Genomic DNA, 25,262 nt, shown 5'->3' on the forward strand with positions numbered 1-25,262 from the left:
CGTCGCACCGTGCCGGAACCCCAACCAGGTGCGGTTTATCCAGGGTTTCGCGATCCCTGGCTGGGGTCCGGCCCTCCTCAGAGCGCGAGGACGATCCGGCCGGCGGCGGTGCCGGCGTCCTGCCGGGCCCAGGCATCCGCGACGGCATCGAAGGGCACGATCTCATGATCGACGGTGAGCCGGCCGGTCGCCGCGTGCCCGGCCACCACTGTCAGCGCCGCTGCCCGCGCGGCGGTCGACAACCCGTTGTTGGTGTAACCGACGATCCGCAGTGCCCCGCTGCGCAGCACGGCGGACTCGATGGGTGCGGTCGCACCCGCCGCGCTGCCCAGGTTGACCAGTCGCCCACCGGGGCGCAGCACCCGCAGCGCCGCCGCGGCCGGGACACCGAAGACCGGGTCCAGGACGAGGTCGAGCGGCCCGTCGGCGGCGTGGCGCAGCCGGTCGGCCAACGACGCGACGTCGTCGTCGGGGAGCAGCGGGAGGGCGACGGCGGCGCCGAGCTCCTCGGCCCGGGCGCGGGCCGCCGCCGAGCGGGCCACGGCGATGACGCGGCGGGCGCCGCCGAGCAGTGCGAGCTGGATGGCGGCCTGGCCCACCACACCCCCGGCCCCCAGCACGACGACCTGGTCACCGACCGACAGGCCGCCGGCGTCGGTCAGCGCCGCCTGCGCGGCGACCGCGGAGAGGCCCAGGGCCGCGAGCAGGCTCAGCGGTACGCCGTCGGGCAGCGCCACCACGTCGGCGGTGGGCACCGTGACCGTGCCCGCCATGCTGCCGTCCACACCAGGGCGCATCCCGGCCGACGTGCCGAACCACACGGGAGTGCCGTCGGCCAGCCGACCGACCCCCTGCACCCCCGGCACGTACGGGGTGGTCGGCGGGCCGAAGTAGCTGGTGCCGCTGGCGCACAGCACGTCCAGCGGGGTGATCGGCACCGCCTCGACGGTGACCGCCACCTCGCCGTCGGCTGGCACGGGTGTCGGCCGCTCGGCGAGCGTCGGCGCGGCACCGCAGCGGGTGAGCACTGCCGCGCGGATCACGTCGCGATGTCCGGGTAGGGCATCGAGAAGTGGGCCAGCCGCGCGCCGTAGGACTTCTGGTATTCCAGCGGCTCGGTGTTGTCCCGCTCGAAGAGGGCGATGAAGAGGGTCAGGGTGAGGAACGGGTGCGCGCCCAGCTCGAAGAGCTTCACGTGGTCGTGGGTGGCCAGCGCCTCGCGCTCCACGTCGTCGAAGCGCAGCCAGGTGCTGGCCTCGCCGGTGTGGCAGTTCAGCACCGTGTTGGCGCACTCGGCCTCCCACCAGGCGACCAGCTCGCGCGGCTCGCTGCGGTAGCGCTCGACCAGCTCCGGGTCCCGGTCGACGGTGAAGAGGAACTTGTTCAGCAGGTATCTGCTCATGCCGTCGGCGCTCCGTTCGGGTACCAGGTGAAGTAGGCCTCCATGGTGTGGAACAGGTCGAGGGTGTCGACGTAGTCGGCCTTCACGCCGGCACCGGCCACGCCCATCATGAGCATGAAGTCCATGAAACCGTGGGTGGCGTTGCCGGGGGAGTGCAGGCTGTCCAGGGTGACCTCGCGCAGGCACTCGTCCAGGTCGCCGTTGGCGATCCACTCGACGGCCCGCCTGTCGAACTCCGGGTCCGGGCCGTGCGGGCCGAACTGCCGGGGGCCGCCCAGCTCCAGCGAGAGGTGACCGGTGCCGATGACGGCCACCCGCAGGTGCGACGGCCACGACTCGACGATGTCGCGGATGCTCTGGCCGAGCTGGACGAAGCGCTTGGGCTGCGGTAGCGGCGGCGCGAAGATGTTCGTGTAGATCGGCACGATCGGCAGGTCGGCCTCGGGCCGCAGCGTGATGATCGGGCAGGTGATGCTGTGGTCGATGCGCAGCTCGTTGCTGAACGCGAGGTCGAACCCGGCGTCGAGCCCGGCCCGCAGGATGTGCGCGGACAGGTCCTCCTGGCCGGTGAGCAGCATCCGGGGCAGCCCGAACTCGCGCTCCTCGTTGTACCAGTTGGCGTCGTAGCGGGGCGCCTTGCCGACCAGGAACTGCGGCATGTTGTCCAGCCAGAGCTGGTGGAAGTGGTCGGAGCCGACCATCACCAGCACGTCGGGTCGGGCCCGGGTCAACGTCTCCCGGAACGCCAGGATCTTGCGGGTCCACTCGTCGGCGAACGGTGGTCGATCATCGCCGGTGGCGGTGCTGGCCCGGTAGTAGAAGGGGTGGTGGGTGGAGGCGATGACCGCGACGATGGAGGCCATTCCCGCTCCTTTCGGGGGTGCGGAGAGGGGGTCAGGGTTCGTAGACGGCGTTGCTGTCGACAGTGCGGTAGATGTCCATGCCGAGCGGTCGTCGTCGTTCCTCGGCGAGGTGCCCGAGCAGCCCCGCCGCGCGGGCCAGCAGGGCGAAGCCGCGCAGCATCTCGACGGGGAGCCCCAGATCGGCCAGGGCCGCGCCGCAGACCCCGGCGCCGTTGAGCGGCAGGGTGCGGCCGAGCACCTGCGGGTGGACGCGTCCGATCGCCTCGAACAGCCGCAGGTGCGGGCCGTGCAGACCCTCCTCGGTGGCGATCCGGATCAGCACGGGGGTGCGCGGGTCCTGCTCCTTGTGCACGGGGTGCCCCAGCCCGGGGACCAGCCGGCGTTCCTGCTTGGCCCGGGTGACCGCGTCCAGCGCCACCGCGTCGTAGTCGGTCACCTCACCGGCCTGGGCGAGCGTGTCGGCGAGGAAACGTCCACAGTCCTCGGTGACGCCGAGGAAGCGCGAGCCGCCGCCGAGCAGACCGGCGGCGAGCGCGCCCTGCAACGACTCGGGCGCGGACAGGTAGGTCAGCCGGGCCGCGATCGCCGTCGGGGTGAAGCCGTGGTCGGCGAGGGCCACCAGCACCGCCTCGAAGACCCGTACCTCACCGGAGGTGGGCCGGCGGCCGGCGACCAGCCAGTACGCCAGCTCGCCGAAGCCCACGGTGCCCATCAGGTCGGCGGCCAGGTCGTGCCCCAGCAGGGAGATGGTGGTCGGGTCGGAGGTGCCGATCCCGGTCGGGAAGCTCAGTTCTTCAGCCACGCGCGGATCTCCTCGCCGTGTTCGTCGAGCCCGGGCGGCGGCAGTTCGTAACGCGCCGGGGTGTCGGAGAAGGTGATGGGGTTACGCACGCCGGGTACGTCCCCGACGGTGACGACCGGGTCGAGCCCCAGTTCCTCGGCGAGCGCCACCCCGCCGTCGATGGTGTTGATCGGCGCGCACGGGACGCCGGCGGCGAGCAAATCACGGAACCACTCGTCCTTCGGTCGGGTGGCGAGCCGTTCGACGAGCAGGGGACGCAGCTCCTCGCGGTTGGCGGTGCGGTCCTGGTTGCGGCCGAAGCGCGGGTCGTCCGGCAGGTCGGGCAGGTCGAGCACCTGGCAGAGCTTGCGGAACTGCCCGTCGTTGCCGGCGATGACGATCAGCTCGCCGTCGGCGGTGGGCAGCGGCTCGTACGGGAAGAGACTGGGGTGCGCGTTGCCCATCCGGAACGGGACGGTCCCGCCGGCGACGTAGCCGCTGGAGTGGTTGACCAGGCCGGACAGCGCCGAGCTGAGCAGGTTGACCTCGACGTGCTGGCCGCGTCCGGTCGCGCCACGGTGGTGCAGCGCGGCGAGGATGCCGATGCTCGCGTGCAACCCGGCCATCACGTCGAAGACCGAGATCCCGGCCCGGTACGGCGAGCCGTCCGGGTCGCCGGTGAGGCTCATCAGGCCCGAGATGGCCTGCACCATCAGGTCGTAGCCGGGGAAGTCCCGGCCGGCGCCGGTGCCGAAGCCGCTGATGCTCGCGTACACGACCTTCTCGTTGGTCGCGGTGACCGTGTCGTAGTCGAGGCCGAACCGGGCGAGGCCACCGGGCCGGAAGTTCTCGATGAGCACGTCGGCGCGGCGGGCCAGCTCCTGCGCGGCGGCCAGGTCGTCGGGATTCTTGAGGTCCAGGGCGATCGACCGCTTGTTGCGGTTGATGCCGAGGTAGTACGTCGAGACACCGTCGCGGGTGGGCGGCATCCAGGTGCGGGTGTCGTCGCCACCGGGGCTCTCCACTTTGACCACCTGTGCGCCGAGGTCGGCCAGGAGCATCGTCGCGTACGGCCCGGCGAGGATCCGGGAGAAGTCCGCGACGAGCAGCCCGGCCAACGGCCCTGTCGAATGCTGCACCATTTTTCCGCCCGTTCTACGGACACCTGTCCGTCGTGACAGCTTCCGACACCGGAAGGGGAGTGTCAACGGAGGAATTGGCCAGCGGGGCCAGACCTTGACACGAATGGTGACCCGGACCACACTTGCGCCACCCGGGCTGGCCGTACAGCGGACAAGAGTTCGGATTCCCCTCGTACCCCGGAAAGGAATGGGTGGCGATGAGCGCAACCGACCGGCCGGTGGTCTTCCGCAACGGCCTGGTTCTCACCATGGACGACGCGCACACGGTGCTCCCCGGCGCCGACGTGCTGGTCGTCGGCGACCGGATCGCGCAGGTCGGCGTCGGCCTCACCGCGCCCGACGACGCCCTGGAGATCGACGCCACCGGCGGCATCCTCATGCCCGGCATGGTCGACACCCACCGGCACCTGTGGCAGACCGCGATGCGCGGGTACGGCGCCGACTGGACCCTGACCCAGTACTTCGTCTGGTACTACCTCGAGTCCGGCAAGCTGTTCCGGCCCGAGGACATCCACGCCGGCAACCTGCTCGGGGCGATCGAGGCGATCGACGCGGGCGTCACCACCACTGTCGACTGGTCGCACGGGTTGCAGACGCCCGAGCACGCCGACGCCGCAGTGGACGCCCTGGAGGCGGTCGACGGGCGATTCGTGCTCGCCTACGGCAACATCCAGCAGGGGCCCTGGGAATGGGCCACCTCCCCGGAGTTCCGCGACTTCCACCGCCGCCGCGTCGACGGGGGCAAGCTGGCCGGCTTCCAGATGGCCTTCGACGTCACCGGCGACCCCGCCTTCCCGGAACGGGCCGCGTTCGAGGTGGCCCGGGAGTTGGGCGCCGCGGTGACCACCCACGCCGGCGTGTGGGGCGCCACCAACGACGACGGCATCCGACTGATGCACGAGAACGGGTTCATGACCCCGTCGACCGTCTACGTGCACGCGGCGACGCTCATCCACGACTCGTACAACCGGATCGCCGCGACCGGCGGCTCGGTCTCCGTCTCGACCGAGAGCGAGCAGAGCGCCGGCCAGGGTTACCCACCCACCTGGCAGCTGCGCCACCACGACATCCCGGTGTCACTGTCGATGGACACCAGCGTGTGGTGGAGCGGCGACCTCTTCTCCGCGATGCGCAGCACGCTCGGCGCGGACCGCTCCCGGGAGCACCTGGAGGCGCACGCCAAGCAGGAGACCGTCACCCACTGCCACCTGCGCGCCGAGCAGGTCGTCGAGTGGGCCACCCGGGGCGGCGCCCGCGCCCTCGGCATGGATGCCACCATCGGCGCGCTCACCGCCGGCCGGCAGGCCGACGTCGTCCTGATCAAGAACGACGCCTCGCCGGTGATGTTCCCGATCCTGAACCCGCACGGTCACGTCGTCTTCCAGGCCCAGCGTGCCGACGTGCACACAGTGCTCGTCGGTGGGCGCGTCGTGAAGCGCGACGGCCGCCTCGTCGGCGTCGACCTCGCCGCCGCGCGGGCGCGGGTGGCGGCGACCATCGACCACCTGCGCGAGACGATGGGGGAGCAGGCGTGGCAGCGGGGCATGAACCCGGACATCCCCGAGACCGCGATCCTGGAGAACCCGTACCAGTACACCGAGTGGGACGCCGGGTCGGCGCAATGGAAGCATTAGGACATGGGTGACAACGGAAGGGGCACCGGGCCCGACTTCATCGAGGCTCTCGCTCGGGGCCTCGACGTCCTGCGCTCCTTCCGTCCCGCCAGCCCCTCGATGACCCTCAGCGAGATCGCCGCCGCCACCGGCCTGGCCCGCCCCACCGTCCGGCGCATCCTCATCACGCTCGAATCGCTGGGCTACGTCCGCGCGGCGGGCCGCGGCCACACCCTCACCCCGCGTGTCCTCGAACTGGGGATGGCGTACGTCAACGCGCTGAACATGTGGGACGTGGCCCGCCCGCACATGGAGAAGCTGGTCGCGCAGACCAACGAGTCGACCTCGATGGCCCAGCTCGACGGCAGTGACATCGTCTACGTCGCCCGGGTGGCCGTCCCCAAGATCGTGACGCTGGGCGTCACCATCGGCACCCGCTTCCCGGCGCCCGCGACGTCGATGGGCAAGGTGCTGCTCGCCGCGCTACCGCCGGACACACTGGCCGCCGTCCTCGCCGAGCCCAGCCGCTCCGGCATCACCCCGCGCTGGCAGCCCTCGCCCGGCGACCTCGACGCCGTGCTGCGCGAGGTCCGGGCGAAGGGCTGGGCGCTCGCCGACCAGGACCTGGCCCCGGGGATCCGGTCCGTCGCCACCGGCGTCCGCGACGGCGACGGGCGGGTCGTCGCCGCCATCAACGTGACGGTGCACGCCGCCGAGACCTCGGTGGAGACCCTGCGCGAGGAGCACCTGCCGAGGTTGCTGCGCGCCGCCGCCGACATCGGGCACGACTGGGCACTCACCGCCGCCGTGCCGGTGGTCACCGCCTAGGTTCCACCGATCACGAGCTTCGTCGATTGTCCGGGGCAGCGCCGACACCAGATCGGATGCCATAGTGCCGCGATGAAGGCAGACCTGCACAGTTACCTGAAGGGCGGCCGCGACACGCTGCTGTGGAAGCTCGACGGGCTCAGCGAATACGATGTTCGGCGTCCGTTGACCCGGACCGCGACCAACCTGCTGGGTCTGGTGAAGCACGCGGCGGCCATGGAGGTCCTCTACTTCGGCGTCGTGTTCGGCCGGCCGTTCGAGGAGGAACTGCCGTACGTCGGCGACGGGGCGGAGCCCAACGCCGACATGTGGGCGAGCGCGGATGAGACCCGCGAGGAAATCGTCGCACTGTACCGTCGCGCGATCGCCCACGCCGACACCACCATCGAAGCCCTCACCCTGGATGAGGTCGGCCGGGTGCCGTGGTGGGGCGATGCTGCTGTCACGCTGCACCACGTCCTGGTCCACGTCGTCGCGGAAACGCAACGGCACGCAGGCCACGCCGACATCGTGCGCGAACTCATCGACGGCGCGGTCGGGCTGCTGTCGGAAAACGACAATCTGCCCCCGGCCGACGAGTCATGGTGGCGGGAACACCGGCAGCGAGTGGAGCTGGCTGCCCTCGACGCCGGCAAGCGCAGCAACTAGTGCCCTGACCACTAACGTTCACCGGCTTGGGACCGGTGGCTGCACGGGGCGCGAGTAGCCTCGGCTCGTGGAGGATCGCGAACAGTACCTGCGATATCAGCGGGACCGGACCGTGCTGCTGGCGATCGGTGCTCGTCTCGGTTCCCAAGTCGGCCGGATCAGCGTGCGGTTGCCTCGGTCTCTGGCCGAGTCAGCCGTCGCCGCCTGGAATCGCGACGAGTTGGGCGGCATCGGCGAGGAGAGTCGCGAAGAGTACGAACTGCGTGACGATGCCGCCGAACTGGCCTTGATCGGTCTGGCGATCGGTGAGCGCGGCATGCGGGATGGTGAGGACGTCGTCGTCGACCTGGACGTGGTCCAGGTCGCGGCGGCGTTGCGGGCCGCGCGATAAATCAGGCGCCCGCCGCCGTGGCGCCGACCTGCTGCGAATCGATCACGGTGACTGAAAGTGTCGTACAGGTGTTCTAGATTCGGATCGTGGTCGAGGAGTTGGCGCAGGCAGAGGACGCGATCGCGGCTCCGCCGATACGGCCGTCTGGGCCCTTTCCGAGCAGGACCTGATCGCCGCGCTCGACGCCGCGCACCGCTTGGAGCAACGTCTCGCCGCCGTAAAGCTGGCAGTGATGCTGGCGGGCGGATCGAGTGTCCAGCCCGGCACGCCGCGATTCCGCGCGGCCACCGAGGGCGGTGGGGGCGCGCGGCCAGGACCGGCGTGGGCCCGTTCCTGTTCAGCTATCGAGGCGGTGAGAGCGCGCGGCCAGGACCGTGCACACGCCCGCACTCCGTGCAGCTACGGAGGGGTGAGAGGGCGCGGGGGCCAAGACCTGGCGCGCTGCCGCTCCCGTTCAGCTACCGGGGATGAGGTCCTGCCGCGCAGGGACGGCGGGGCCTGACGCGCGGCTTTCCCGCCTTGACGCGTTCGACAGACCGACAGATCACCAGGGCGGCTGTCCAGGCCGATCAGGAGACCACCCTGGTGACCACTGGATCGCGGTTCTGCCGGCCGATCGCCACCCCGACGTCCGGCCACAGTCGCACAGCCGTTCGGATAAGCAGCCGGGCGGTCACGAAAACCGGCGGCGAATCGTCACAACTGGCGGTTAGTCTGCCTCCGCGCGTCGCTGCCCCGGCACGTCGCGCCCCGCGCCCGGTAGGCGCGGCATTGCCGCCACCGCCCACCATCGGCCGGCTCAATCGACTTCAGGAGAGTTAGTGACACAGCAATCCATCGCGACATCGGACAAACTCGACGGTGCGGTGCTCAAGGTGGCGGGCGTCGTCGTCCTTGGCGCGATCATGTCGATCCTCGACGTGACGGTGGTCAGTGTGGCGCTGCCCACATTCCAGAGCGAGTTCGACGCGTCCTACGCCCGCGTCGCCTGGACCATGACCGCCTACACGCTCGCGCTCGCCACCGTGATCCCACTCAGCGGGTGGGCGGCGGACCGGTTCGGCACCAAACGGCTCTACATGGTGGCGTTGGCTCTGTTCACGATCGGGTCGGGGCTCTGCGCCATGGCCGACACGATCGGCGAGCTGATCGGCTACCGGGTCCTGCAGGGCCTCGGCGGCGGCATGCTCATGCCGCTGGGCATGACCATCATGACCCGGGCGGCCGGGCCGCACCGGATCGGCCGGTTGATGGCCGTCCTCGGCATCCCGATGCTGCTGGGCCCGATCGGCGGCCCGATCCTGGGTGGCTGGCTGATCGACACCGCGAGCTGGCACTGGATCTTCCTGATCAACCTGCCGATCGGCCTGATCGCCCTGATCTACGCGCAGTTCGCGCTGCCGAAGGACGCGCCCGAGCCGTCCGAGTCGTTCGACTTCGTCGGCATGCTCATGCTCTCCCCGGGTCTGGCCCTCTTCCTCTACGGCGTCTCGTCCCTGCCGGAGGTGGGCACCTTCGCCGAGGCCAAGGTGTGGGCCCCGATGCTGGTCGGCGGGGCGCTGGTGGTGGCGTTCGTGCTCTACTCGTTCAGGCCCCGGCACCCGCTGCTCGACCTGCGCCTGTTCCGCAACCGCAGCCTGACCATCGCGTCGGTGACGATGTTCGTGTTCATCATCGCGTTCATGGGCGCCGGCCTGCTGTTCCCGAGCTACTTCCTGCAGGTGCGCGGTGAGTCGACGCTGGCCGCCGGCCTGCTGATGGCCCCGCAGGGCATCGGCGCGATGATCACCATGCCGATCGCCGGCACGCTCGCCGACCGGGTGCCGATCGGGCGTACGGTCCCGTTCGCGTTGGGGCTCATCGTGATCGGGTTCTTCGGCTTCACCCAGGTCGACCCGCAGACCTCGTACTGGCTGCTCGGCGCGTCGCTGTTCGTGATGGGTCTGGGCATGGGCGGCACGATGATGCCGATCATGACGTCGGCGCTGCGGACGTTGCAGGCGCAGGAGGTGGCGCGCGGCTCGACGCTCGTCAACATCCTCCAGCAGATCGGCGGGTCGGTCGGTGCCGCCGTGATGTCGGTGATCCTCACCAACGAGCTGAACGGCTCCCGGCCGATTCCCGGCCTGGTGGACGAGAGCGGCAAGCCGGTCACCGAGGCGGGGCTGGCCATCGCCTCCCAGCAGCGGCCGGAGCTGCTTCAGCAGATGCCGGTCGACCCGTCGCTCATCGAGCGCGGGCTCGACTTCGCCGCCAAGTCGTTCGCCACCACGTTCTGGGTCGCGTTCGCGCTGGTCGTGCTCACCTTCATCCCGGCCGCCCTGCTGCCGCGCCGACGGCAGCCGGCGCAGCTCGACGACCCGCAGGGCGAGCAGATCAAGACGCCCGTCGTCATCCACTGACCGACCCCGCCGCGCCCGGCACCCGCTGAGGTGCCGGGCGCGGCGGGTACGTCGTCAGCGCAACGGACCGTCGCCGGGCCCGTCCGGGTCCTCGACCACGTGGATCGCCGCTTCCTCGGCGCTGGCGGCACCCGCGTCGATGCCGGCGTCCCACGCCACCGCCTCGGCCTCGTCGTCCTCGCGGACGCCGTCGTCGTACGCGACGAGGCGGCCGGCGCGCGCCTCCGCCTCGTACCCCCGGCGGGTCAGCTCGTCCTCGTCGTCGCCACCCTCGGCGTACGGGTCGACATCCGGCACCTCCTGGGCGAGGTGCTGCTCCAGCGACTCGCCCGCCCGCTCCTCGGCGGGCGTGGTGCCGAACCGGTTGGCCGCCGTCCAGTGGTCCTCGGCGACGATGCCGGTGTCGAGGGGGTCGCCGACCAGGTCGTCGTCGAGGGTGTCGGAGGCGTCCAGCACCCCGTCGTCCTCGGCCACGTTCCACTCGTCGACGGAATCCATCCGTTCGGTCTGGCTCACGGCGGTCTCCTCTGTGTCACGGTGCGGCAAAGTGCTCAGCCTATGACCGTGCAACGCGCCCGCACCCCGAGGCCTGCCCGCTGTGACGAACGGACCTCGGGTCGCGCCGTACCCGGGCGGGTCAGCGCTTCAGCAGCTCCGCCACGGCGTCGGTGAACTCGGCCGGCTGCTCGATGTGCGCGAAGTGTCCGCTTCGCGGCAGGGTCACCAGCCGCGAGTCCGGAAGCCCGGCGTGCAGCTGCTCGGCCCAGCGCGGGCCGCAGATGAAGTCGTACGCTCCGACGATCACCACGACGGGCACGGTGATCTCACCCAGGTTGTCCCGCACGTCGAAGGGCGTGGGGTCCTGCGCGCCGGCCGGCGTCGACCAGATCCGGACGGCCGCCTGAAACGGGGCGAACTCGTCCTGTCGACCCCAGAAGTCCGCGAAGTACACCGGCAGGGCGGCGCGCAGCGCGGCGCCCAACGACTCGTCGTCCGTCGCGCCGCCGATCTGCGCGAAGGCGGCCGGGACCGCCGCCGCCTCCGGCCGGTCCGGGTGCCGCTGCGGGTAGGCGGCGAGGCCTGCCATGGCCTCGGCCCAGAACTCGGCGCCGGTGACGGGTGACGTGTCGTACAGGGCGAGGCCGGCGATCCGGTCCGGGTGGGTGAGCGCGTACCGCTGGGCGACGAAACCGCCGTGTGAGTGTCCGAGCAGGTACACCCGGGGTTCGCCGAGGTGCTCGACGACGGCGTGCAGGAACTGGACATAGGTGTCCAGGCGGTAATCGGCGGGGTTCTCCAGCTGCCCGGACGCGCCGGTGCCCACCGGCTCGACGTAGACCATGGTGAAGTGCGTCTCAAGGCTGGGCGTCCGCAGGTACGCCCACTCGATGCCGGGGCCGCCGGAGTGCGCCACGCAGACCGGGCCGGTGCCGGCGACGTGGTAGACCTGCCGAACGCCGTCGACGGTGAACGTGTGGGCACCGGGTGCGAGGGCGCTGACGTCGTGGCTGGTGGAACCCATGAACTATCTCCCGATCCGAGAACCGTGCGGCGTCCGCCGACACGGCGACTGGTGCATGACGCGGACCAGATGCTCGGGTCGGGGGAAAAGTTCGCTCGGCCGGGAGGGTTTTTCAGACCAGCGCGGGGACGGGGTGGAAGAGGGTCAGTTGGCGTACCCGCCCCTCGCGCAGCACCTGCAACCACAGCGCCGCGGGTGGGCAGTGCTCCGGGTCGTCGGGCGGGCTGATCAGGTCGGTCTCCCAGATCAGCACGTCGCCGCTGGCGGCCACGTTGCGCAGCCGCTGACGTACCCCGGCGGTCAGGTCGCGGTTCATGCCGCTGATCGCCAGGTCACGACCGCCGCGCGGGCCGCCCGGCACGATCATTTCGGCGTTCGGCCACCAACTCTCGCGGACCACCCGCTCGAAGCCGCCGCCCATCGCGGTGGCGATCACGTCGCGGCCCTCGCGCCACCGGGCGTCGTTGGCGGCGGCGACGTCGGCGTGCGCCGTGGTCGCGGCCGCGCGCAGACCGCCGGCGAGCGCACGGCGGGCGTGGTTGAGGCGGCTGCGGACGGTGCCGACCGGCACCCCACACACGGCGGCGATCTGCTCGTACGAGGACGCGTCGCTGAAGTAGCGCAGCAGGGTGACCAGGCGGTCAGGCTCGGACAGTTGCTCGAGGGAATGCCACACCCAGTCGCGCATCACGGCCCGGTCCAGTGCCTCCTCGGGGGTGGGGCTGTCGGCCGGGCCGGTGAACCACTCCGGTTCGGCGACCGGGACGGCTCGGGGCTTGCGTAACGTCGTCCGGCTGGTGTTGCGGACGATGGCCCGCAACCAGGACCCGACGGCGTTCGGGTCGCGAACCTCGCCGATGCGACGCAGGGCGACGACCATGGTGTCCTGCACCGCGTCTTCGGCGTCCGGCCCGTAACCGAGGACGCTCAGCGCGACGGCACGCATCCCGGCCTCGTGCCGGGCCAGCAGCACACCGAGCGCGGCCGCGTCTCCCGCCTGCGCGAGCACGACCAGCTCCGCGTCGCTCTGCGTCACGTCCAGCTCCTCCCCAAAAGCCGGTTTTGCTGGCTTGTGCTCCGTCAAGCGTACGGCGGGCTGGCGTGTCGATGCCCCGAGCGGCCGGCCGTCCTACGCTGCGGGAGGGCTGGCGGCGCGGGTGGCACGGGTGCCGATCTGCCGCAGGTGTGCGATCAACTCCGGCGGCTCGTGCACCTCCAGCTCGCAACCGAGGGTGAGTAGGCGCCACGCCAGCCACTCCAGCGTGTCGGCGTTGCTGCGCAGCCGGCACGAGGTCGCGTCGATCGGGTCCAGCTCGACGCCGGCACCGCTGAGCGGGCCCGCCATCCGCTCGATCGGCGCGTGCAGCGTCACCACCGCTCGGTAGACGGGGGTCAGCTCAAGCAGCTTCTCCGTCATGAACGTGGCGGCGTCGGACGCCGGCAGTTGCCGGGCGGCGACCCGGTTCCGGGTGGGCCGCAGGTCGGTGATCCGATCGACCCGGAAGATCCGCCAGTCGTCGCGGTCGTTGTCGTAGCCCACCAGATACCAGCGTCGCCCGGCCGACACCAGCTTGTACGGCTCGACGAGCCGTTCGGCGTCCACGCCGTCGCGACGGCGGTAGGTGAACCGTAGCCGCTCCCGGTTGTTGACGGCGGCGGCCAGCGCGCTCAGGTGCTCCGGGTCGACAGTCGGTTGGTCCCAGGTGAGCATCGGTTCGGTGGCCGCCCCCAGCGCGCTGACCCGGTGCCGCAGCCTGGATGGCAGCACCTGTTCGAGCTTCGTCAGCGCCCGCACCGAGGCCTCCTCGATGCCGGCCACCGCGTGACCGGCGGCGGTGCGCAGACCGACAGCGATCGCCACCGCCTCGTCGTCATCGAGCAGCAGCGGGGGCATCGCCTTACCGGCGACGAGCCGGTATCCGCCGATCGCGCCCATCGTCGCCCGCACCGGGTAGCCGAGATCGCGCAGCCGCTCCACGTCGCGGCGGATGGTGCGCAGGCTGACCCCGAGCCGGGTGGCCAACTCGCTGCCGGGCCATTCGCGGGACGTCTGTAACAGCGACAGCAGGCTCAGCAGTCGGGCGGGGGTGTCGGACATGGCTCCCAGAATGCCAGCGATGTGTGCCAGAAGCTGTCCTATATGGGCCGTAGCGTTTTCGGCATGACACCCTTTCGCATCGACATCAGCCAGTCGGACCTCGACGACCTGCGTGACCGGCTCTCCCGCACCCGGTGGCCCCGCTCGTTGCCCGGCACCGGCTGGAGCCGCGGGGTGCCGGTGGACTACCTCCGTGAGCTGACCGGGTACTGGGCGAATGACTACGACTGGCGGGCGCACGAGGCGCGTCTGAACGACTTTCCCCAACTCCTCACCGAGATCGACGGCTTGGACGTACACCTGCTGCACGTCCGCTCGCCGGAGCCGGACGCGCTGCCGTTGCTGCTCACGCACGGCTGGCCGAACTCCGTCGTCGAGTTCACCGAGCTGATCGGTCCACTGACCGACCCGCGCACCCACGGCGGTGATCCCACCGACGCGTTTCACGTGGTGGTCCCGTCGGTGCCCGGCTACGGTTTCTCGCAGGCGCCGCCGGCCGGTTTCACGATCGACCGGCTCGCCCGGATGTGGGCCGAACTGATGGCCCGGCTCGGCTACCACCGCTACGGCACCCAGGGCGGCGACCTTGGCGCGTACGTCGCGCCGCGGGTGGCGGCGGTGGCGCCGCAGCGGGTGGTCGGTGTGCACATCGACGGCGGGTTCGGCTTCCCGACCGCCGCCGACGTGCCGGACATGAGCGTGGCAGAACGCGCCGAGTGGGAGCAGATGCAGCGGTGGATGAGCGGTGGCGTGGACCATCACGCGCTGCTGCGGGCGGCGCCGCAGACCTTCTCGTACGCCTGGAACGACTCGCCGGTCGGGCTGCTGGCCTGGATGATGCAGAAGTTCAAGGAGTTCACCATGACGGTGCCCACGCCGGAGCAGGCCATCGACCGGGATCACCTGCTCACCAACGTCAGCCTCTACTGGTTCACCGGCACGTCCGGAACGTCGTCGTGGCCCATGTACGAGCGGCTGACCGTTACCGAAGATGGCGGTTTCGCCTGGCCGACGGGCCAACGGCGGGTGCCGTCCGGTGTGTACGGCGGTGGGTCCGCGTTGATGCGCCGCCTCGCAGAACGGGACAACACCATCGTGCACTGGCCGCAGGGCAACCCGGGCAGCCACTTCGTGGCGATGGACGAGCCGCTGGCGCACGCCGCGGACATCCGCACGTTCTTCCGAGAGTTGCGATGACCGAGCTGAGCTGGGACCAGGTCTCCGCCCGACGACTTCAGCGGCACGGGCTGCACACACCGGCGGCGGGCGCGGCACCGGACGCGGTACGCGTCGCCGACGTGGTGTCGACGATGTGCGGCGCGCACGCCCAGGTCGCGTCGGCCGCCGAGCTGTCCGTCGGGCTGCGGGTGCCGGGCGCGACCCGCGCCCTGGTGCGCCGGGCACTGTGGACGGATCGCACGCTGGTCAAGACCCGGGGGCCACGCGGCACCGTGCACCTGCTCGCTGCCGCGGACCTGCCGATGTGGGTCGGCGCGCTGACCGCGTTGCCGGCCCCGTCGTGGGAACGCAGCGTGGTCCTGCTGACGCCCCAGCAGACCGAGCAGGTCCTCGCGGCCATCGCCGACGCGGTCGCCGAGGCTGACCTGACCACCGCCGAGCTGACCGAGGAGATCGTCGCCCGTACCGGCCCGTGGGCGGGCGACCTGGTCATGGAGGCCTTTCAGGACAGGTGGCCCCGGTGGGTCGCCGCGATGACCGACGCCACCCGCAGAGGGGTGATCTGCTTCGGCCCGAACCGCGGTCGGGTCACCACGTACACCAGCCCGACCCGGTGGCTGCCCGACTTCGCGCCGATGCCCGGTCGCGCCGCCCTGGCCGCACTCGTGCGCAGCTACCTGTACGCGTACGGCCCGGCCACCCCGGCGCAGTTCGCCAGGTGGCTGGCGGTCCCACCGGCGTGGGGGAAATGGCTGTTCGACTCGCTCGATCTGACCGAGGTGACAGTGGAGGGCACCACGGCCTGGGTGGCCGCCGACGACTCCGACTTCCCCGACGACCGGCCGTCCGGGTTACGGCTGCTGCCCTACTTCGACGCGTACGCGGTCGGCTGCCACCCCCGGGAGCGGCTCTTCCCCGGTGCCGCCGCCACCCGGGCGCTCGCCGGTGGACAGGCCGGCAACTACCCGGTGCTGCTGGTGGACGGGGTGGTCGCCGGCGTGTGGCACCAGCGCCGCTCCGGCCGGTCGATCCGCGTCACCGTCGAGCCGCTGCGCCCGCTCGACGCGGCCCGGCAACGGGCGCTGGCGCAGGAGGTCGACCGGGTCGGCGAGATCCTGGAGGGCCGGGCGTCGCTGACCGTCGGCACCGTCAGTGTCGGCCCGCACGCCTGAGACCACGCCAGCCTGCCGACTGGGCGAGGATGAGAGGGTGCTTCCCGAACCGGTCGACCACGCGCCCCGGCAGGCGTTCCCCTGGGCGGTGCTGCGGCAGCGCTGGGAGGACCTCACGTTCCTGCACTGGGCGGTCGATCCGGCGCTCGTCGCGCCGTTGCTTCCCGTCGGGACCCGTCCCGACACGCTCCACGGGGTCAGCTACGTCGGCCTGATCGGTTTCCGGATGGTCGGGCTGGGCTTCGGCCGTGGCCCGGGGGTGCCCTACTTCGGCACCTTCTCAGAAACCAACGTCCGGCTCTACTCCGTCGACGACGACGGCCGACGAGCTGTGGTGTTCCGGTCGCTCGACGCGTCCCGCCTGGTGCCGGTGCTGGTGGCCCGGGCGACGCTGCGCCTGCCGTACCTCTGGTCGTCGATGCGGTTGGCACGCGACGGCGACCGCCGCACCTACCGGTGCCGGCGGCGCTGGCCGGGGCCGGCGGGCGCGACGAGCCGGATGGTGGTGCGGGTCGGGGAACGGATCGTCGAGCCGACCCCGCTCGACCATTTCCTCACCGCCCGTTGGGGGCTGCACACCCGGGCGTACGGACGCACGCTGCACCTGCCGAACTGGCATCCGAGCTGGCCGCTGCACCGGTGCGAGCTGCTGCACCTGGATGACGAGCTGGTCGCCGCCGCCGGGTTGCCGGCACCGGTCGGGCCGCCGGTCAGCGTGCTCTACTCGCCCGGTGTCGGAGTCCGGTTCGGCCCGCCGGTGGCGGCCCGGCTACGTGCCGCCGGGCCGCCGCGGGCTCAGTAGCGGCCACCCTCGGGCGCGGGCAGGGCGTCCAGGTCGGCCAGGTCCTCGGCGCTGAGCCGCACGTCAGCGGCCGCGCAGTTGTCCAGCAGGTATCTCGGGGTCTTGGTGCCGGGGATCGGGATGACCTGATCACCCTGGGCCACCATCCAGGCGAGGGCGACCTGCGCGGGGCTGACGCCCGCCCGGTCGGCGATCTCCCGGACCCGGGCGACGATGGCGAGGTTGGCGCGCAGCGCGTCCTGTTGGAAGCGCGGCAGGCCGCGCCGGAAGTCGTCGGCGGGAAGGTCGTCGAACGAGCTGAACCGGCCGGCGAGGAAACCGCGGCCGAGCGGGGAGAACGGCAGGAAGGCGATGCCCTGCTGGGCGCAGTACGGCAGGACCTCGGTCAACGGGTCGCGGGTCCACAGTGACAGCTCGGACTGCACCGACGCGACCGGGTGCACCGCCTGGGCGCGCACGATCTGGGCGACCGTCACCTCGGAGAGCCCGATCTGCCGGGCCTTGCCGGCCGCCACGACCTCCGCCATCGCGCCCCAGGACTCCTCGATGGGCACCTGCGGGTCGACCCGGTGCAGCTGGTAGAGGTCGACGTGGTCGGTGCCGAGTCGGCGCAGGCTCTCGTCGATCGCCGCGCGGATGTGCTCCGGGCGGCCGTTGTTGCCGATCCTCGGCGAGTTGCCGGGGCCGCCGGTGGGGGAGGTGGCCACCAGGCCGACCTTCGTGGCCAGCACGGCCCGCTCCCGCTCGCCGCCGGTGAGCGCCCGCCCGACCAGCTCCTCATTGGTGTACGGCCCGTACACGTCCGACGTGTCGATCAGTGTCGCGCCCAGGTCCAGTGCCTGTCGGATGACGGAGATCGACGTGTCGTCGTCGCGAGGGCCCGTGATGTCGTAGCCGTGGCTCATGCCCATGCAGCCGAGGCCGATGACGCCGACCTCGGGGCCGGTGCTGCCCAGCGTGGTGGTTCGCATGGCCCCAGGCTACGACCGACGCGGCCGGCGGGCACCTCGCGCGTCGGGCGGCCGGGTCGACCGCCCCGATGGTCGGGTGCCCGCGTCGCCCCTCGGGACTTCTCGCCGCTCAGGACGTCAACTGGGTGAAGCGGATGCTGTTGCCGAACGGATCGCGCAGGGCGCAGTCGATCCCGTAGAAGCGTTCGGTGGGTTCCTCGGTGAACTCGACGCCCCGGCCCAGCAGCGTCTCGTACGTCTTGCGGCAGTCGTCGGTGGAGAAGATCAGCGAGCCGCCCATCGCACCCTTGGTGACCAGGGCGCGGACCTGCTGGGCGGTCTCCTCGGACAGCGCCGGTGGGCCGGGCCTCTCCAACAGGATCTGGCGACCCGGCTCGCCGGGGACGTTGACGGTCAGCCAGCGCATGAAGCCCATGTCGACGTCGGCGTTGACCTCCAGGCCGAGCTTGCCGACGTAGAAGTCGAGGGCCTCGTCCTGGTCGAGGACGTAGATCTGTGAGTGCGTGATCGCGGTGAACATGCACGTCACGGTAGGGGTCCGCGCCGCCGGACGCTTATCCGAAACTGCGCGGTGACGACTCTCACCAGAAGCGGACTCGTGAGTCCGGTACGGTGAACACGAAGCGGACCTGTGAGTCCGGATATGCCCCACCGTCACCACGAGGAGCCCCCATGACCCCGGTACGGATCAGCGACGCCCTGCGCGCGGTGGTCTTCGAACCCACCCGCGACCTGACCGAGGCGCTCGACGAGTTCTACGCCCCGGACTACACCCACCGCAGCGACGGCGAGACCCTCGACCGGGCCGGATTCGTCGAGATGGTGACCCGGGTACGCGCCCAGATCGCCGGCGGCACCGTACGGGTTCTCGACGAGCTGCGCGACGGTCTCCGCTACGCCGAACGACACGTCTTCGAGATCACCATGGTCGACGGGTCGACCGCCAGGCGGGAGATCGCGATCTTCGGGTCGTACGCCGAGGACGGCCGGTTCCGCCACCTCAGCGAGACCGGCTTCGACCTGCCCGCCTGACCCACCTCGACCATCAGCACCGGAGAGAGAGCCATGCCCCGCCTTGCCGACCCCGACCCGAACGCCATCCCGGCCGACGTCCGCGACGTCCTGTCCGCCCTGCCGCCCGACCCGATGGTCAAGATGCTGACCCACTCGGTCGGCACGGTGGCCCTCTTCATCCAGCTCGCGAAGGCGCAGTTCACCTCGCTGGAGCTGCCCGCCCGCTCGCGGGAGCTGGTCATCCTGACGGTCGCCGAGTACGCCGGGTGCGAGTTCGTGGCGGCCCAGCACCGCCCGATGTCCGAGGCCGCCGGCGTCGACCAGCGCACCCGCGACATCATCAGCAGCCGGGACCTCGACAACCCGGGCCTTGCCGCGGACGACCGGACGCTCATCCGGTTCGCCGCCGAGGTGGTGCGCTCACCGCGCGTTCCCGACGACCTCTTCGACGAGGTCCGGGCCAATCTCAGCGAGCGCGAGATCGTCGAGGTGCTCCAGGTGATCGGCTACTACTGGTCGTTCGGACGGGTGGCCACGGTGCTCAACGTCGAACTCAGCACCGTGTACGGCGACGAGCCGTTGCTGACCGGCGGGACCGAACGGGCAGACTGACGCCATGACCCCACCGACGCCGAGCGACCCGGACGCACCCCGTCGGCGGCTGGACGCCCGTCGCAACCAGGAGCGGGTCATCGCCGCCGCCCGGGAGCTCTTCACCGAGCAGGGTCTGCAGGTGACGGTGCCGCAGGTGGCGGAGCGGGCCGGGGTGGGTCGCGCGACGGTGTACCGCAGCTACCCCAGCAAGGAGGACCTGATCGTCGCTGTGGTCCAGCGGCAGTTTGAGGAGCTGGAGCAGCGCATCCGCGCGGCGCTTGACGGCGCTGACGCGTACCAGGAGTGGTGTTCGTTCGTGCCCGACCTGTTCGGACGCCTGGCGCGCGACCGGGTCCTCGCCGACGCGTTCTTCGAGGGCCGACTGGTGCCCGCCGCGCGCATCCTGAGCCTGATCGGGCAGCTGGTGGCGGCGGCCCGGCTGTCCGGCAGGATCCGCCAGGACGCCGGGGAGTTGGACATCCGGGTGCTTCTCTGCGGGGCGGTTCGGCAGCTCATCGTGCTCGACGAGCGCGACCCGGCGGTGTGGCGCCGCTACGCCGACCTGGTGCTCAACGCGTTCCGCCGCTGACCACCGGGCTGACACTTAGGGATTGACCTAAGCGTCAGCCCGGTGGAATAGTTAGGCGTATGGCTAAGCATGTGGGGGACGACGCGCTCGACAGCGTGCTCCACGCGCTGTCCGATCCCACCCGCCGCCAGGTCGTGGAGCGCCTGGCCCAGGGGCCGGCCACGACCAGCGAGCTGGCCCGCCCGTTCGACATGGCGCTGCCGTCGTTCACCCAGCACCTGCACGTCCTTGAGCGCTGCGGCCTGGTGACGTCGGAGAAGCGGGGCCGGGTGCGCACCTACCGGCTCGCGCCTCAGTCGCTCGAACGCCTCGACACCTGGCTCGCCGCGCAACGCGCCCGGTGGACCCGACGCCTCGACCAACTCGACTCGGTTCTCTACGACCTGAAGGAGCAACAGCGATGACCACCTACCCGGTGAACCCCGACCTCGATCTCGTCCTGGAGCGCCGCGTCGACGTGGCCCCCGAACTGGTCTGGCGCGCCTGGACCACGCCCGAGCTGGTGATGCGGTGGTTCAGCCCGAAACCCTGGTCGACCGTCGCCTGCGAGATCGACCTGCGGCCCGGTGGCCGGTTCGACACCACCATGCGCTCGCCCGAGGGTCAGGAGTTTCCCAGCAGCGGCTGCATCCTGGTGGCCGACGAGGGCTCGACGCTGGTCTTCACCTCCGCCATGGGCGCCGGGTTCCGCCCGATCGTCACCGCCGACGGCTTCCCGTTCACCGCGGTGATCCAGATCGAGCCGGACGGCGCCGGCACGAAGTACACCGCCACCGCGATCCACGCCGACGCGTCGGCGAAGAAGTCGCACGAGGAGATGGGCTTCCACGAGGGCTGGGGTGCGGCGCTGGACCAGCTCGTCGAGCTCGCCAGGACCCTCTGAGCAGCGGCTCCGCTTGCCTGCATCGGCGTTGATCGATATTGTTCGCGGAGGCGCCGCCCCGCCTCAGGCCACCATCGTCGATCCGAAGCGGGTTCCGCATGCGCACACTGAGACTTGTCACGACCCTGGCCGTCGCCGGCCTGCTCGCCGGTGGGGCGGCGGCGGTCGCCGCCACACCGGCCAGCGCGGCGACCGCCGTGTTCTCGGTGACGAACAACTGGGGCAACGGCTACCAGGGGCAGGTCACCGTCACCAACGACACCTCCGCGCCGATCAGCAGTTGGCGGGTCGAGTTCGACCTGCCGTCCTCCTCGACCATCACCCAGTCGTGGAACGCGCAGCAGACCACCTCGGGCAGTCACTACACCTTCGCCAACGTGTCCTGGAACGGCAACCTCGCCGCAGGCGCCTCGACCTCGTTCGGCTTCCTCGTCAACGGCACCGGCACCCCGCTCAACTGCACGGTGAACGGCACCGGCTGTGCCGGCGGTCCGCCCCCGACCACACCGCCGCCGACCACGCCACCCCCGACCACCCCGCCGCCCACCACCGGCACGCCCGTCGAGCGGCACGGGCAGCTGCGGGTCTGCGGCACCACGATGTGCGACAAGTCCGGCGCCCGGGTGCAGTTGCGCGGCATCAGCAGCATGTGGCTCAACTGGGAGACCGCCCCGTACGCCGAGAACCTCTCCGCGCTGCGCTGGATGCGCGACAACTGGAACCTCCAGGTGATCCGCGCGGCGATGGGGGTGGAGCCGGCGGGGGCGTACCTCAGCGACCCGGCCAAGGCGCGCGCACAGGTGGAGACCATCATCAACAACGCGGTCACCGCCGGGGTGTACGTGATCGTCGACTGGCACGCGCACGAGGCACAGAACAACCAGTCCCAGGCGGTGGCGTTCTTCGGCGACCTGGCCCGCCGGTACGGCAACCTGCCCAACGTCATCTGGGAGCCCTACAACGAGCCGCTCCAGGTCAGCTGGACCACCGTCATCAAGCCGTACCACCAGGCGGTGGTGTCCGCGATCCGCGCCGCCGACCCGGACAACATCATCGTGCTCGGCACCCCGACCTGGTCACAGGACGTCGACGTCGCGGCGGCCAGCCCGGTCACCGGCACCAACCTGATGTACACGCTGCACTTCTACTCCTGCACGCACGGGTCGTCGCTGCGGGCCAAGGGGGACGCCGCGATCCGCGCGGGTCTGGCGCTGTTCGTCACGGAGTGGGGCGCCAGCAACGCCGACGGCGGCCTCGACGGCCGGGCCTGCCTGCCCGAGGCGCAGTCCTGGATCGACTGGATGAAGGCGAACGGCATCTCCTGGACGGCCTGGAAGCTCGACGTCGGCACCGACACCACCAACCTGCTCAGCCCGGGCGCGCCGGTGACCGGCGGGTGGACCAACTACCTGCACGGCCACGCGCCGTTCGTGGTGGCGAACATGAGGTGACCCCGGCCGCTCCCAGGCCATGATCGACACGAGTTCACTGATGTCGGGGTATCCGGATCGACGGGATACCCCGACATCGCCATGCCCGTGTCGATCAGGCAGCAGCGCGCGGATCGATCGCCGTGCCGGCGGATGGACAGAACGGCGGGTCACCTTAACGCGCCGGAAACGCCCCCGGTACCAACCCTGGGAACGCTCGTCGGACAGTCGACACCACCGACACGCGAACCGGGGTGACCATGGCCGACAACACCACGAACGCGCCGACGTACGACGGGCCGGTGGGCCGGTCCGGCAATGGCCGGACAGCGCCCACGCCGCGCACCAACCGGGCCCTGTCGCTCGACGACGGCGACCCGGCTGACCTGGCCACGATCGGGGTGGAGGAGGAGTTCCACGTCGTCGACCTGCACACCCGGGAGTTGGTGCCCCGCGCCGGCGAGCTGCTCGACCGGTTGCCGGCGGCCTCGTTCACCGCCGAGCTGCACCGCAGCGTGGTGGAGACCAACACCGCGGTCTGCCGCACCCTCGACGAGATCCGCGCCGAGCTGACCGGGCTGCGGCACAGCGCGGTCCAGGTCGCCGACCGGGTCGGGCTGGGCATCGTGGCGGCCGGTACGGTGCCGTTGCGGGCCGACGGTGACCCCAGCGTCACACCCACCTCCCGCTACCGGCGGATGCTCGACGAGTACCAGATGCTCGCCCGGGAGCAGCTGATCTGCGGCGCGCAGGTGCACGTCGGCGTCGCCGACCGGGACCTGGCGGTGGCGGTCACCCGCCGGGTCCAGCCGTGGCTGCCGGTGCTGCTCGCCCTCTCCACCAGCTCGCCGTACTGGATGGGTCAGGACAGCGGCTACGCCAGCGTCCGGTCGTTGGTCTGGCAACGCTGGCCCACCGCCGGCGACCCGGGCGAGGTGACCAGCGCCGCCGACCACGAGGCACTGGTCGCCGAACTGATCGCCTCTGAGACCATCACCGACCCCGCCATGATCTATTTCGACGTCCGGCCGTCGGCGCACGTGCCCACAGTGGAGCTGCGGATCACCGACGCCAACCCGGACGTGGAGACCATCGTCCTGCTCACCGGCCTGTTCCGGGCGCTCGTCCGGCGGGAGGTCGCCGCCCTGCGCGCCGGGGTGGAGCGCACCGCCGTGCGACCACCGGTGCTGCGGGCGGCCGTGTGGCGGGCGGCCCGCTCCGGCCTGGAAGGTGACCTGCTCGACCTGCCCCGCTCGGCCCGGCCGGTGCCGGCCGCCCAGGCGGTCCGCCGCCTGGTGACCGACCTGCGCCCGCAGTTGGCGGCGACCGGGGACTGGGAGCAGGTCAGCGAGCTGACCCGGTACGCGCTGGAGCACGGCAGCTCCGCCGCACGGCAGCGGCGGGCGTACGAGCGGCGTGGCCGGTTGGCCGACGTGGTCGACCTGCTGCTCGACGAGACCCGGGGTCGGGCCCGTGGGCCGCTGCCGGGTGCGTCGACACCACCGGCGCTGCCCACGTACGCCGACGCCGGCGACGAGGTATTCGGACCGGCCGGGCCGCAACCGGTGTACGCCCCGATGCTGGCGGCCCTGCGTCAGCTCGGTGCCGGCGTCCTGCGTCAACGCGAGCACGACCGGGACGAGGAGCAGCGGGCCCGGGGGGTGACGTTCAGCGTGGCCGGTGAGGCGAGCACCCGGCTCTTCCCGGTGGACCTGGTGCCCCGGGTGGTGCCCGCCGCCGACTGGCGGGCCCTGCGTACCGGCCTGGTGCAACGCGCCCGCGCCCTCGACGCGTTCCTGCGCGACGTCTACGCCGACCGGACGGTGGTGGCCGACGGCGTGGTGCCGGCGTGGGTGGTGGAGTCGTCACCCGGGCTGCGCCCGACCGGGGCGCTGATGGGCCGGCGGGGCACCCGCGCCCAGGTGTCCGGCACCGACCTGGTCCGCGACCCGGACGGCGGCTGGTACGTGCTGGAGGACAACCTGCGGGTGCCCTCCGGGCTCGGCTACGCGGTGCAGAACCGTCGGTTGACCCGGGCGGTGCTGCCGGAGTTGCCGGTGCCGGAGGACCTGCTGCCCGCCGACGAGACGCCGGCGATGCTGTACCGGGCGTTGGTCGCCGCCGCGCCGGCCGCGGCCGACGACCCCGCCGTGGTGGTGCTCAGCGGCGGCCCGGGTGATCCGGCGTGGTTCGAGCATCGGCTGCTCGCCGACGAGATGGGGGTTCCGCTGACCGAGACCAGCGACCTGCTGGTGGAGGAGGGCCGGGTCCGGCTGGTCCGCGAGGGCTGCCGCCGCGAGGTCGACGTGATCTACCTGCGGATGGACGAGGAGGCGCTGCTGCACGCGCCGGGCGCGGACGGGGTGCCGTTGGGGTGGCCGCTGCTCGCCGCGGTGCACGCCGGGCGGCTCACGCTGGCCAACGCGCTGGGCAACGGCGTCGCCGACGACAAGGCGTTGTACGCCTACGTTCCCCGGCTGATCGAGTACTACCTGGGCGAGAAGCCGTTGCTGGGAGACGTGCCCACATACCTGTGTGGGCTGCCCGAGCAGCGGGCCGAGGTGCTGGGCCGACTCGACCAGCTGGTGCTCAAGCCGGTCGACGGGTACGGCGGTGACCGGGTGGTGATCGGCCCCCGGGCCGAGGCCGAGGAGTTGGACGCGGTCCGGGAGCAGATCCTCGCGGCCCCGCACCGGTGGATCGCCCAGGAGGTGGTCGCGCTGACCACCCACCCGGTCTTCGACGGCGCGGCGCTGGCTCCCCGCCACGTCGACCTGCGGGCGTTCGTGTTCCTCGGTGACACCGCCGAGGTGGCGCCGGTGGCGCTGACCCGGGTGGCGCCGGCCGGCAGCATGATCGTCAACTCGTCGCGGGGTGGCGGGTCGAAGGACACCTGGCTGCTCGGTGGAGCCGACGAACCGCCGGTGTAACCCACGCT

At 71.5% G+C, this 25,262-nt stretch carries 26 protein-coding genes; 15 read left to right on the forward strand and 11 right to left on the reverse strand.

Annotated elements, in window-relative coordinates:
- Positions 1-77: 77 nt before the first annotated feature.
- Genes ACX27O_RS07880 through ACX27O_RS07900 form a run of 5 tightly spaced genes read right to left on the reverse strand, consistent with a single transcriptional unit; the run spans position 78 to position 4,188 of the window.
- Positions 78-1,043, reverse strand: coding sequence for a quinone oxidoreductase family protein (locus ACX27O_RS07880; protein WP_030338327.1), 966 nt, complete (start codon positions 1,041-1,043; stop codon positions 78-80).
- Positions 1,040-1,402: a hypothetical protein gene (locus tag ACX27O_RS07885; protein WP_030338325.1), complete on the reverse strand. Its 363-nt coding sequence runs from the start codon at positions 1,400-1,402 to the stop codon at positions 1,040-1,042. Before ACX27O_RS07885 ends, ACX27O_RS07880 begins: the two co-directional genes overlap by 4 nt.
- Positions 1,399-2,265: a DODA-type extradiol aromatic ring-opening family dioxygenase gene (locus ACX27O_RS07890; protein WP_210860417.1), complete on the reverse strand. Its 867-nt coding sequence runs from the start codon at positions 2,263-2,265 to the stop codon at positions 1,399-1,401. The genes ACX27O_RS07885 and ACX27O_RS07890 overlap by 4 nt, the downstream gene beginning before the upstream one ends.
- Positions 2,266-2,296: 31 nt before the next feature.
- On the reverse strand, positions 2,297-3,067 hold the full coding sequence (locus tag ACX27O_RS07895) for a citryl-CoA lyase (RefSeq protein ID WP_030338331.1): 771 nt from the start codon (positions 3,065-3,067) through the stop codon (positions 2,297-2,299).
- A complete protein-coding gene (locus tag ACX27O_RS07900; protein ID WP_030338322.1) occupies positions 3,052-4,188 on the reverse strand; it encodes a CaiB/BaiF CoA transferase family protein in 1,137 nt (378 codons plus the stop codon). The genes ACX27O_RS07895 and ACX27O_RS07900 overlap by 16 nt, the downstream gene beginning before the upstream one ends.
- A 197-nt stretch (positions 4,189-4,385) precedes the next feature.
- Between ACX27O_RS07900 and ACX27O_RS07905 the strand changes: the two genes are divergently transcribed.
- From ACX27O_RS07905 to ACX27O_RS07925, 5 genes are all read left to right on the forward strand, one after another.
- Complete coding sequence (locus ACX27O_RS07905; RefSeq protein ID WP_458939164.1) at positions 4,386-5,822, forward strand: amidohydrolase family protein; 1,437 nt, start codon at positions 4,386-4,388, stop codon at positions 5,820-5,822.
- A gap of 3 nt (positions 5,823-5,825) precedes the next feature.
- Positions 5,826-6,629: an IclR family transcriptional regulator domain-containing protein gene (locus tag ACX27O_RS07910; protein ID WP_458939165.1), complete on the forward strand. Its 804-nt coding sequence runs from the start codon at positions 5,826-5,828 to the stop codon at positions 6,627-6,629.
- 72 nt (positions 6,630-6,701) lie between these two features.
- A complete protein-coding gene (locus tag ACX27O_RS07915; protein ID WP_458939166.1) occupies positions 6,702-7,277 on the forward strand; it encodes a DinB family protein in 576 nt (191 codons plus the stop codon).
- Positions 7,278-7,344: 67 nt separating this feature from the next.
- Positions 7,345-7,668, forward strand: coding sequence for a hypothetical protein (locus tag ACX27O_RS07920; protein WP_458939167.1), 324 nt, complete (start codon positions 7,345-7,347; stop codon positions 7,666-7,668).
- A gap of 821 nt (positions 7,669-8,489) precedes the next feature.
- Positions 8,490-10,070 (forward strand): DHA2 family efflux MFS transporter permease subunit, encoded by a 1,581-nt coding sequence (locus tag ACX27O_RS07925; protein WP_030335371.1) that lies wholly within the window; start codon positions 8,490-8,492, stop codon positions 10,068-10,070.
- 54 nt (positions 10,071-10,124) lie between these two features.
- Here the strand turns inward: ACX27O_RS07925 and ACX27O_RS07930 are convergent, their stop codons facing one another.
- The 4 genes from ACX27O_RS07930 to ACX27O_RS07945 all read right to left on the reverse strand — a co-directional run bounded on the left by ACX27O_RS07930 (position 10,125) and on the right by ACX27O_RS07945 (position 13,690).
- Entirely contained in the window at positions 10,125-10,586 is a 462-nt protein-coding gene (locus tag ACX27O_RS07930; protein WP_081883976.1) for a DUF5709 domain-containing protein, read from the reverse strand.
- Positions 10,587-10,707: 121 nt separating this feature from the next.
- Positions 10,708-11,592: an alpha/beta fold hydrolase gene (locus ACX27O_RS07935; protein ID WP_030335374.1), complete on the reverse strand. Its 885-nt coding sequence runs from the start codon at positions 11,590-11,592 to the stop codon at positions 10,708-10,710.
- 112 nt (positions 11,593-11,704) lie between these two features.
- Positions 11,705-12,628, reverse strand: coding sequence for an RNA polymerase sigma factor (locus ACX27O_RS07940; protein ID WP_030335376.1), 924 nt, complete (start codon positions 12,626-12,628; stop codon positions 11,705-11,707).
- Between the two features lie 93 nt (positions 12,629-12,721).
- Positions 12,722-13,690, reverse strand: coding sequence for a helix-turn-helix transcriptional regulator (locus tag ACX27O_RS07945; protein WP_030335379.1), 969 nt, complete (start codon positions 13,688-13,690; stop codon positions 12,722-12,724).
- A gap of 63 nt (positions 13,691-13,753) precedes the next feature.
- On the opposite strand from ACX27O_RS07945, the gene ACX27O_RS07950 reads away from it, so the two are divergent.
- From ACX27O_RS07950 to ACX27O_RS07960, 3 genes are read left to right on the forward strand one after another with little or no spacing between them, the layout of a single operon-like run.
- Positions 13,754-14,887 carry an epoxide hydrolase family protein gene (locus tag ACX27O_RS07950; protein WP_081883977.1) on the forward strand — a complete coding sequence of 378 codons (1,134 nt, stop codon included), beginning with the start codon at positions 13,754-13,756 and terminating at the stop codon, positions 14,885-14,887.
- Positions 14,884-16,041 carry a winged helix DNA-binding domain-containing protein gene (locus tag ACX27O_RS07955; protein ID WP_030335382.1) on the forward strand — a complete coding sequence of 386 codons (1,158 nt, stop codon included), beginning with the start codon at positions 14,884-14,886 and terminating at the stop codon, positions 16,039-16,041. Before ACX27O_RS07950 ends, ACX27O_RS07955 begins: the two co-directional genes overlap by 4 nt.
- A 37-nt stretch (positions 16,042-16,078) precedes the next feature.
- Positions 16,079-16,843 carry a YqjF family protein gene (locus ACX27O_RS07960; RefSeq protein WP_030335383.1) on the forward strand — a complete coding sequence of 255 codons (765 nt, stop codon included), beginning with the start codon at positions 16,079-16,081 and terminating at the stop codon, positions 16,841-16,843.
- Here the strand turns inward: ACX27O_RS07960 and ACX27O_RS07965 are convergent.
- Together ACX27O_RS07965 and ACX27O_RS07970 are read right to left on the reverse strand one after the other, a co-directional pair.
- Positions 16,837-17,814, reverse strand: a complete 978-nt coding sequence (locus tag ACX27O_RS07965; protein WP_458939168.1) for an aldo/keto reductase — start codon at positions 17,812-17,814, stop codon at positions 16,837-16,839. The two genes, ACX27O_RS07960 and ACX27O_RS07965, sit on opposite strands and share 7 nt — an antisense overlap.
- Positions 17,815-17,923: 109 nt before the next feature.
- Positions 17,924-18,334 carry a VOC family protein gene (locus ACX27O_RS07970; protein WP_030335387.1) on the reverse strand — a complete coding sequence of 137 codons (411 nt, stop codon included), beginning with the start codon at positions 18,332-18,334 and terminating at the stop codon, positions 17,924-17,926.
- 152 nt (positions 18,335-18,486) lie between these two features.
- Between ACX27O_RS07970 and ACX27O_RS07975 the strand changes: the two genes are divergently transcribed.
- The 7 genes from ACX27O_RS07975 to ACX27O_RS08005 all read left to right on the forward strand — a co-directional run bounded on the left by ACX27O_RS07975 (position 18,487) and on the right by ACX27O_RS08005 (position 25,254).
- Positions 18,487-18,846, forward strand: coding sequence for a hypothetical protein (locus ACX27O_RS07975; protein ID WP_030335390.1), 360 nt, complete (start codon positions 18,487-18,489; stop codon positions 18,844-18,846).
- A 33-nt stretch (positions 18,847-18,879) separates the two neighbouring features.
- A complete protein-coding gene (locus tag ACX27O_RS07980) occupies positions 18,880-19,440 on the forward strand; it encodes a hypothetical protein (protein WP_360054590.1) in 561 nt (186 codons plus the stop codon).
- A 4-nt stretch (positions 19,441-19,444) separates the two neighbouring features.
- The gene (locus ACX27O_RS07985; RefSeq protein WP_360054591.1) at positions 19,445-20,011 is read left to right on the forward strand and encodes a helix-turn-helix domain-containing protein; all 567 of its coding nucleotides are present in this window, start codon (positions 19,445-19,447) and stop codon (positions 20,009-20,011) included.
- Positions 20,012-20,070: 59 nt separating this feature from the next.
- A complete protein-coding gene (locus tag ACX27O_RS07990) occupies positions 20,071-20,415 on the forward strand; it encodes an ArsR/SmtB family transcription factor (RefSeq protein WP_051708731.1) in 345 nt (114 codons plus the stop codon).
- Positions 20,412-20,894: an SRPBCC family protein gene (locus ACX27O_RS07995; RefSeq protein ID WP_030335398.1), complete on the forward strand. Its 483-nt coding sequence runs from the start codon at positions 20,412-20,414 to the stop codon at positions 20,892-20,894. Before ACX27O_RS07990 ends, ACX27O_RS07995 begins: the two co-directional genes overlap by 4 nt.
- A gap of 98 nt (positions 20,895-20,992) precedes the next feature.
- The gene (locus ACX27O_RS08000; protein ID WP_051708732.1) at positions 20,993-22,345 is read left to right on the forward strand and encodes a cellulase family glycosylhydrolase; all 1,353 of its coding nucleotides are present in this window, start codon (positions 20,993-20,995) and stop codon (positions 22,343-22,345) included.
- Positions 22,346-22,584: 239 nt separating this feature from the next.
- Positions 22,585-25,254 (forward strand): glutamate--cysteine ligase, encoded by a 2,670-nt coding sequence (locus tag ACX27O_RS08005; RefSeq protein WP_458939169.1) that lies wholly within the window; start codon positions 22,585-22,587, stop codon positions 25,252-25,254.
- Positions 25,255-25,262 lie beyond the last annotated feature (8 nt).

The organism is Micromonospora sp. SD19, assembly GCF_054462275.1.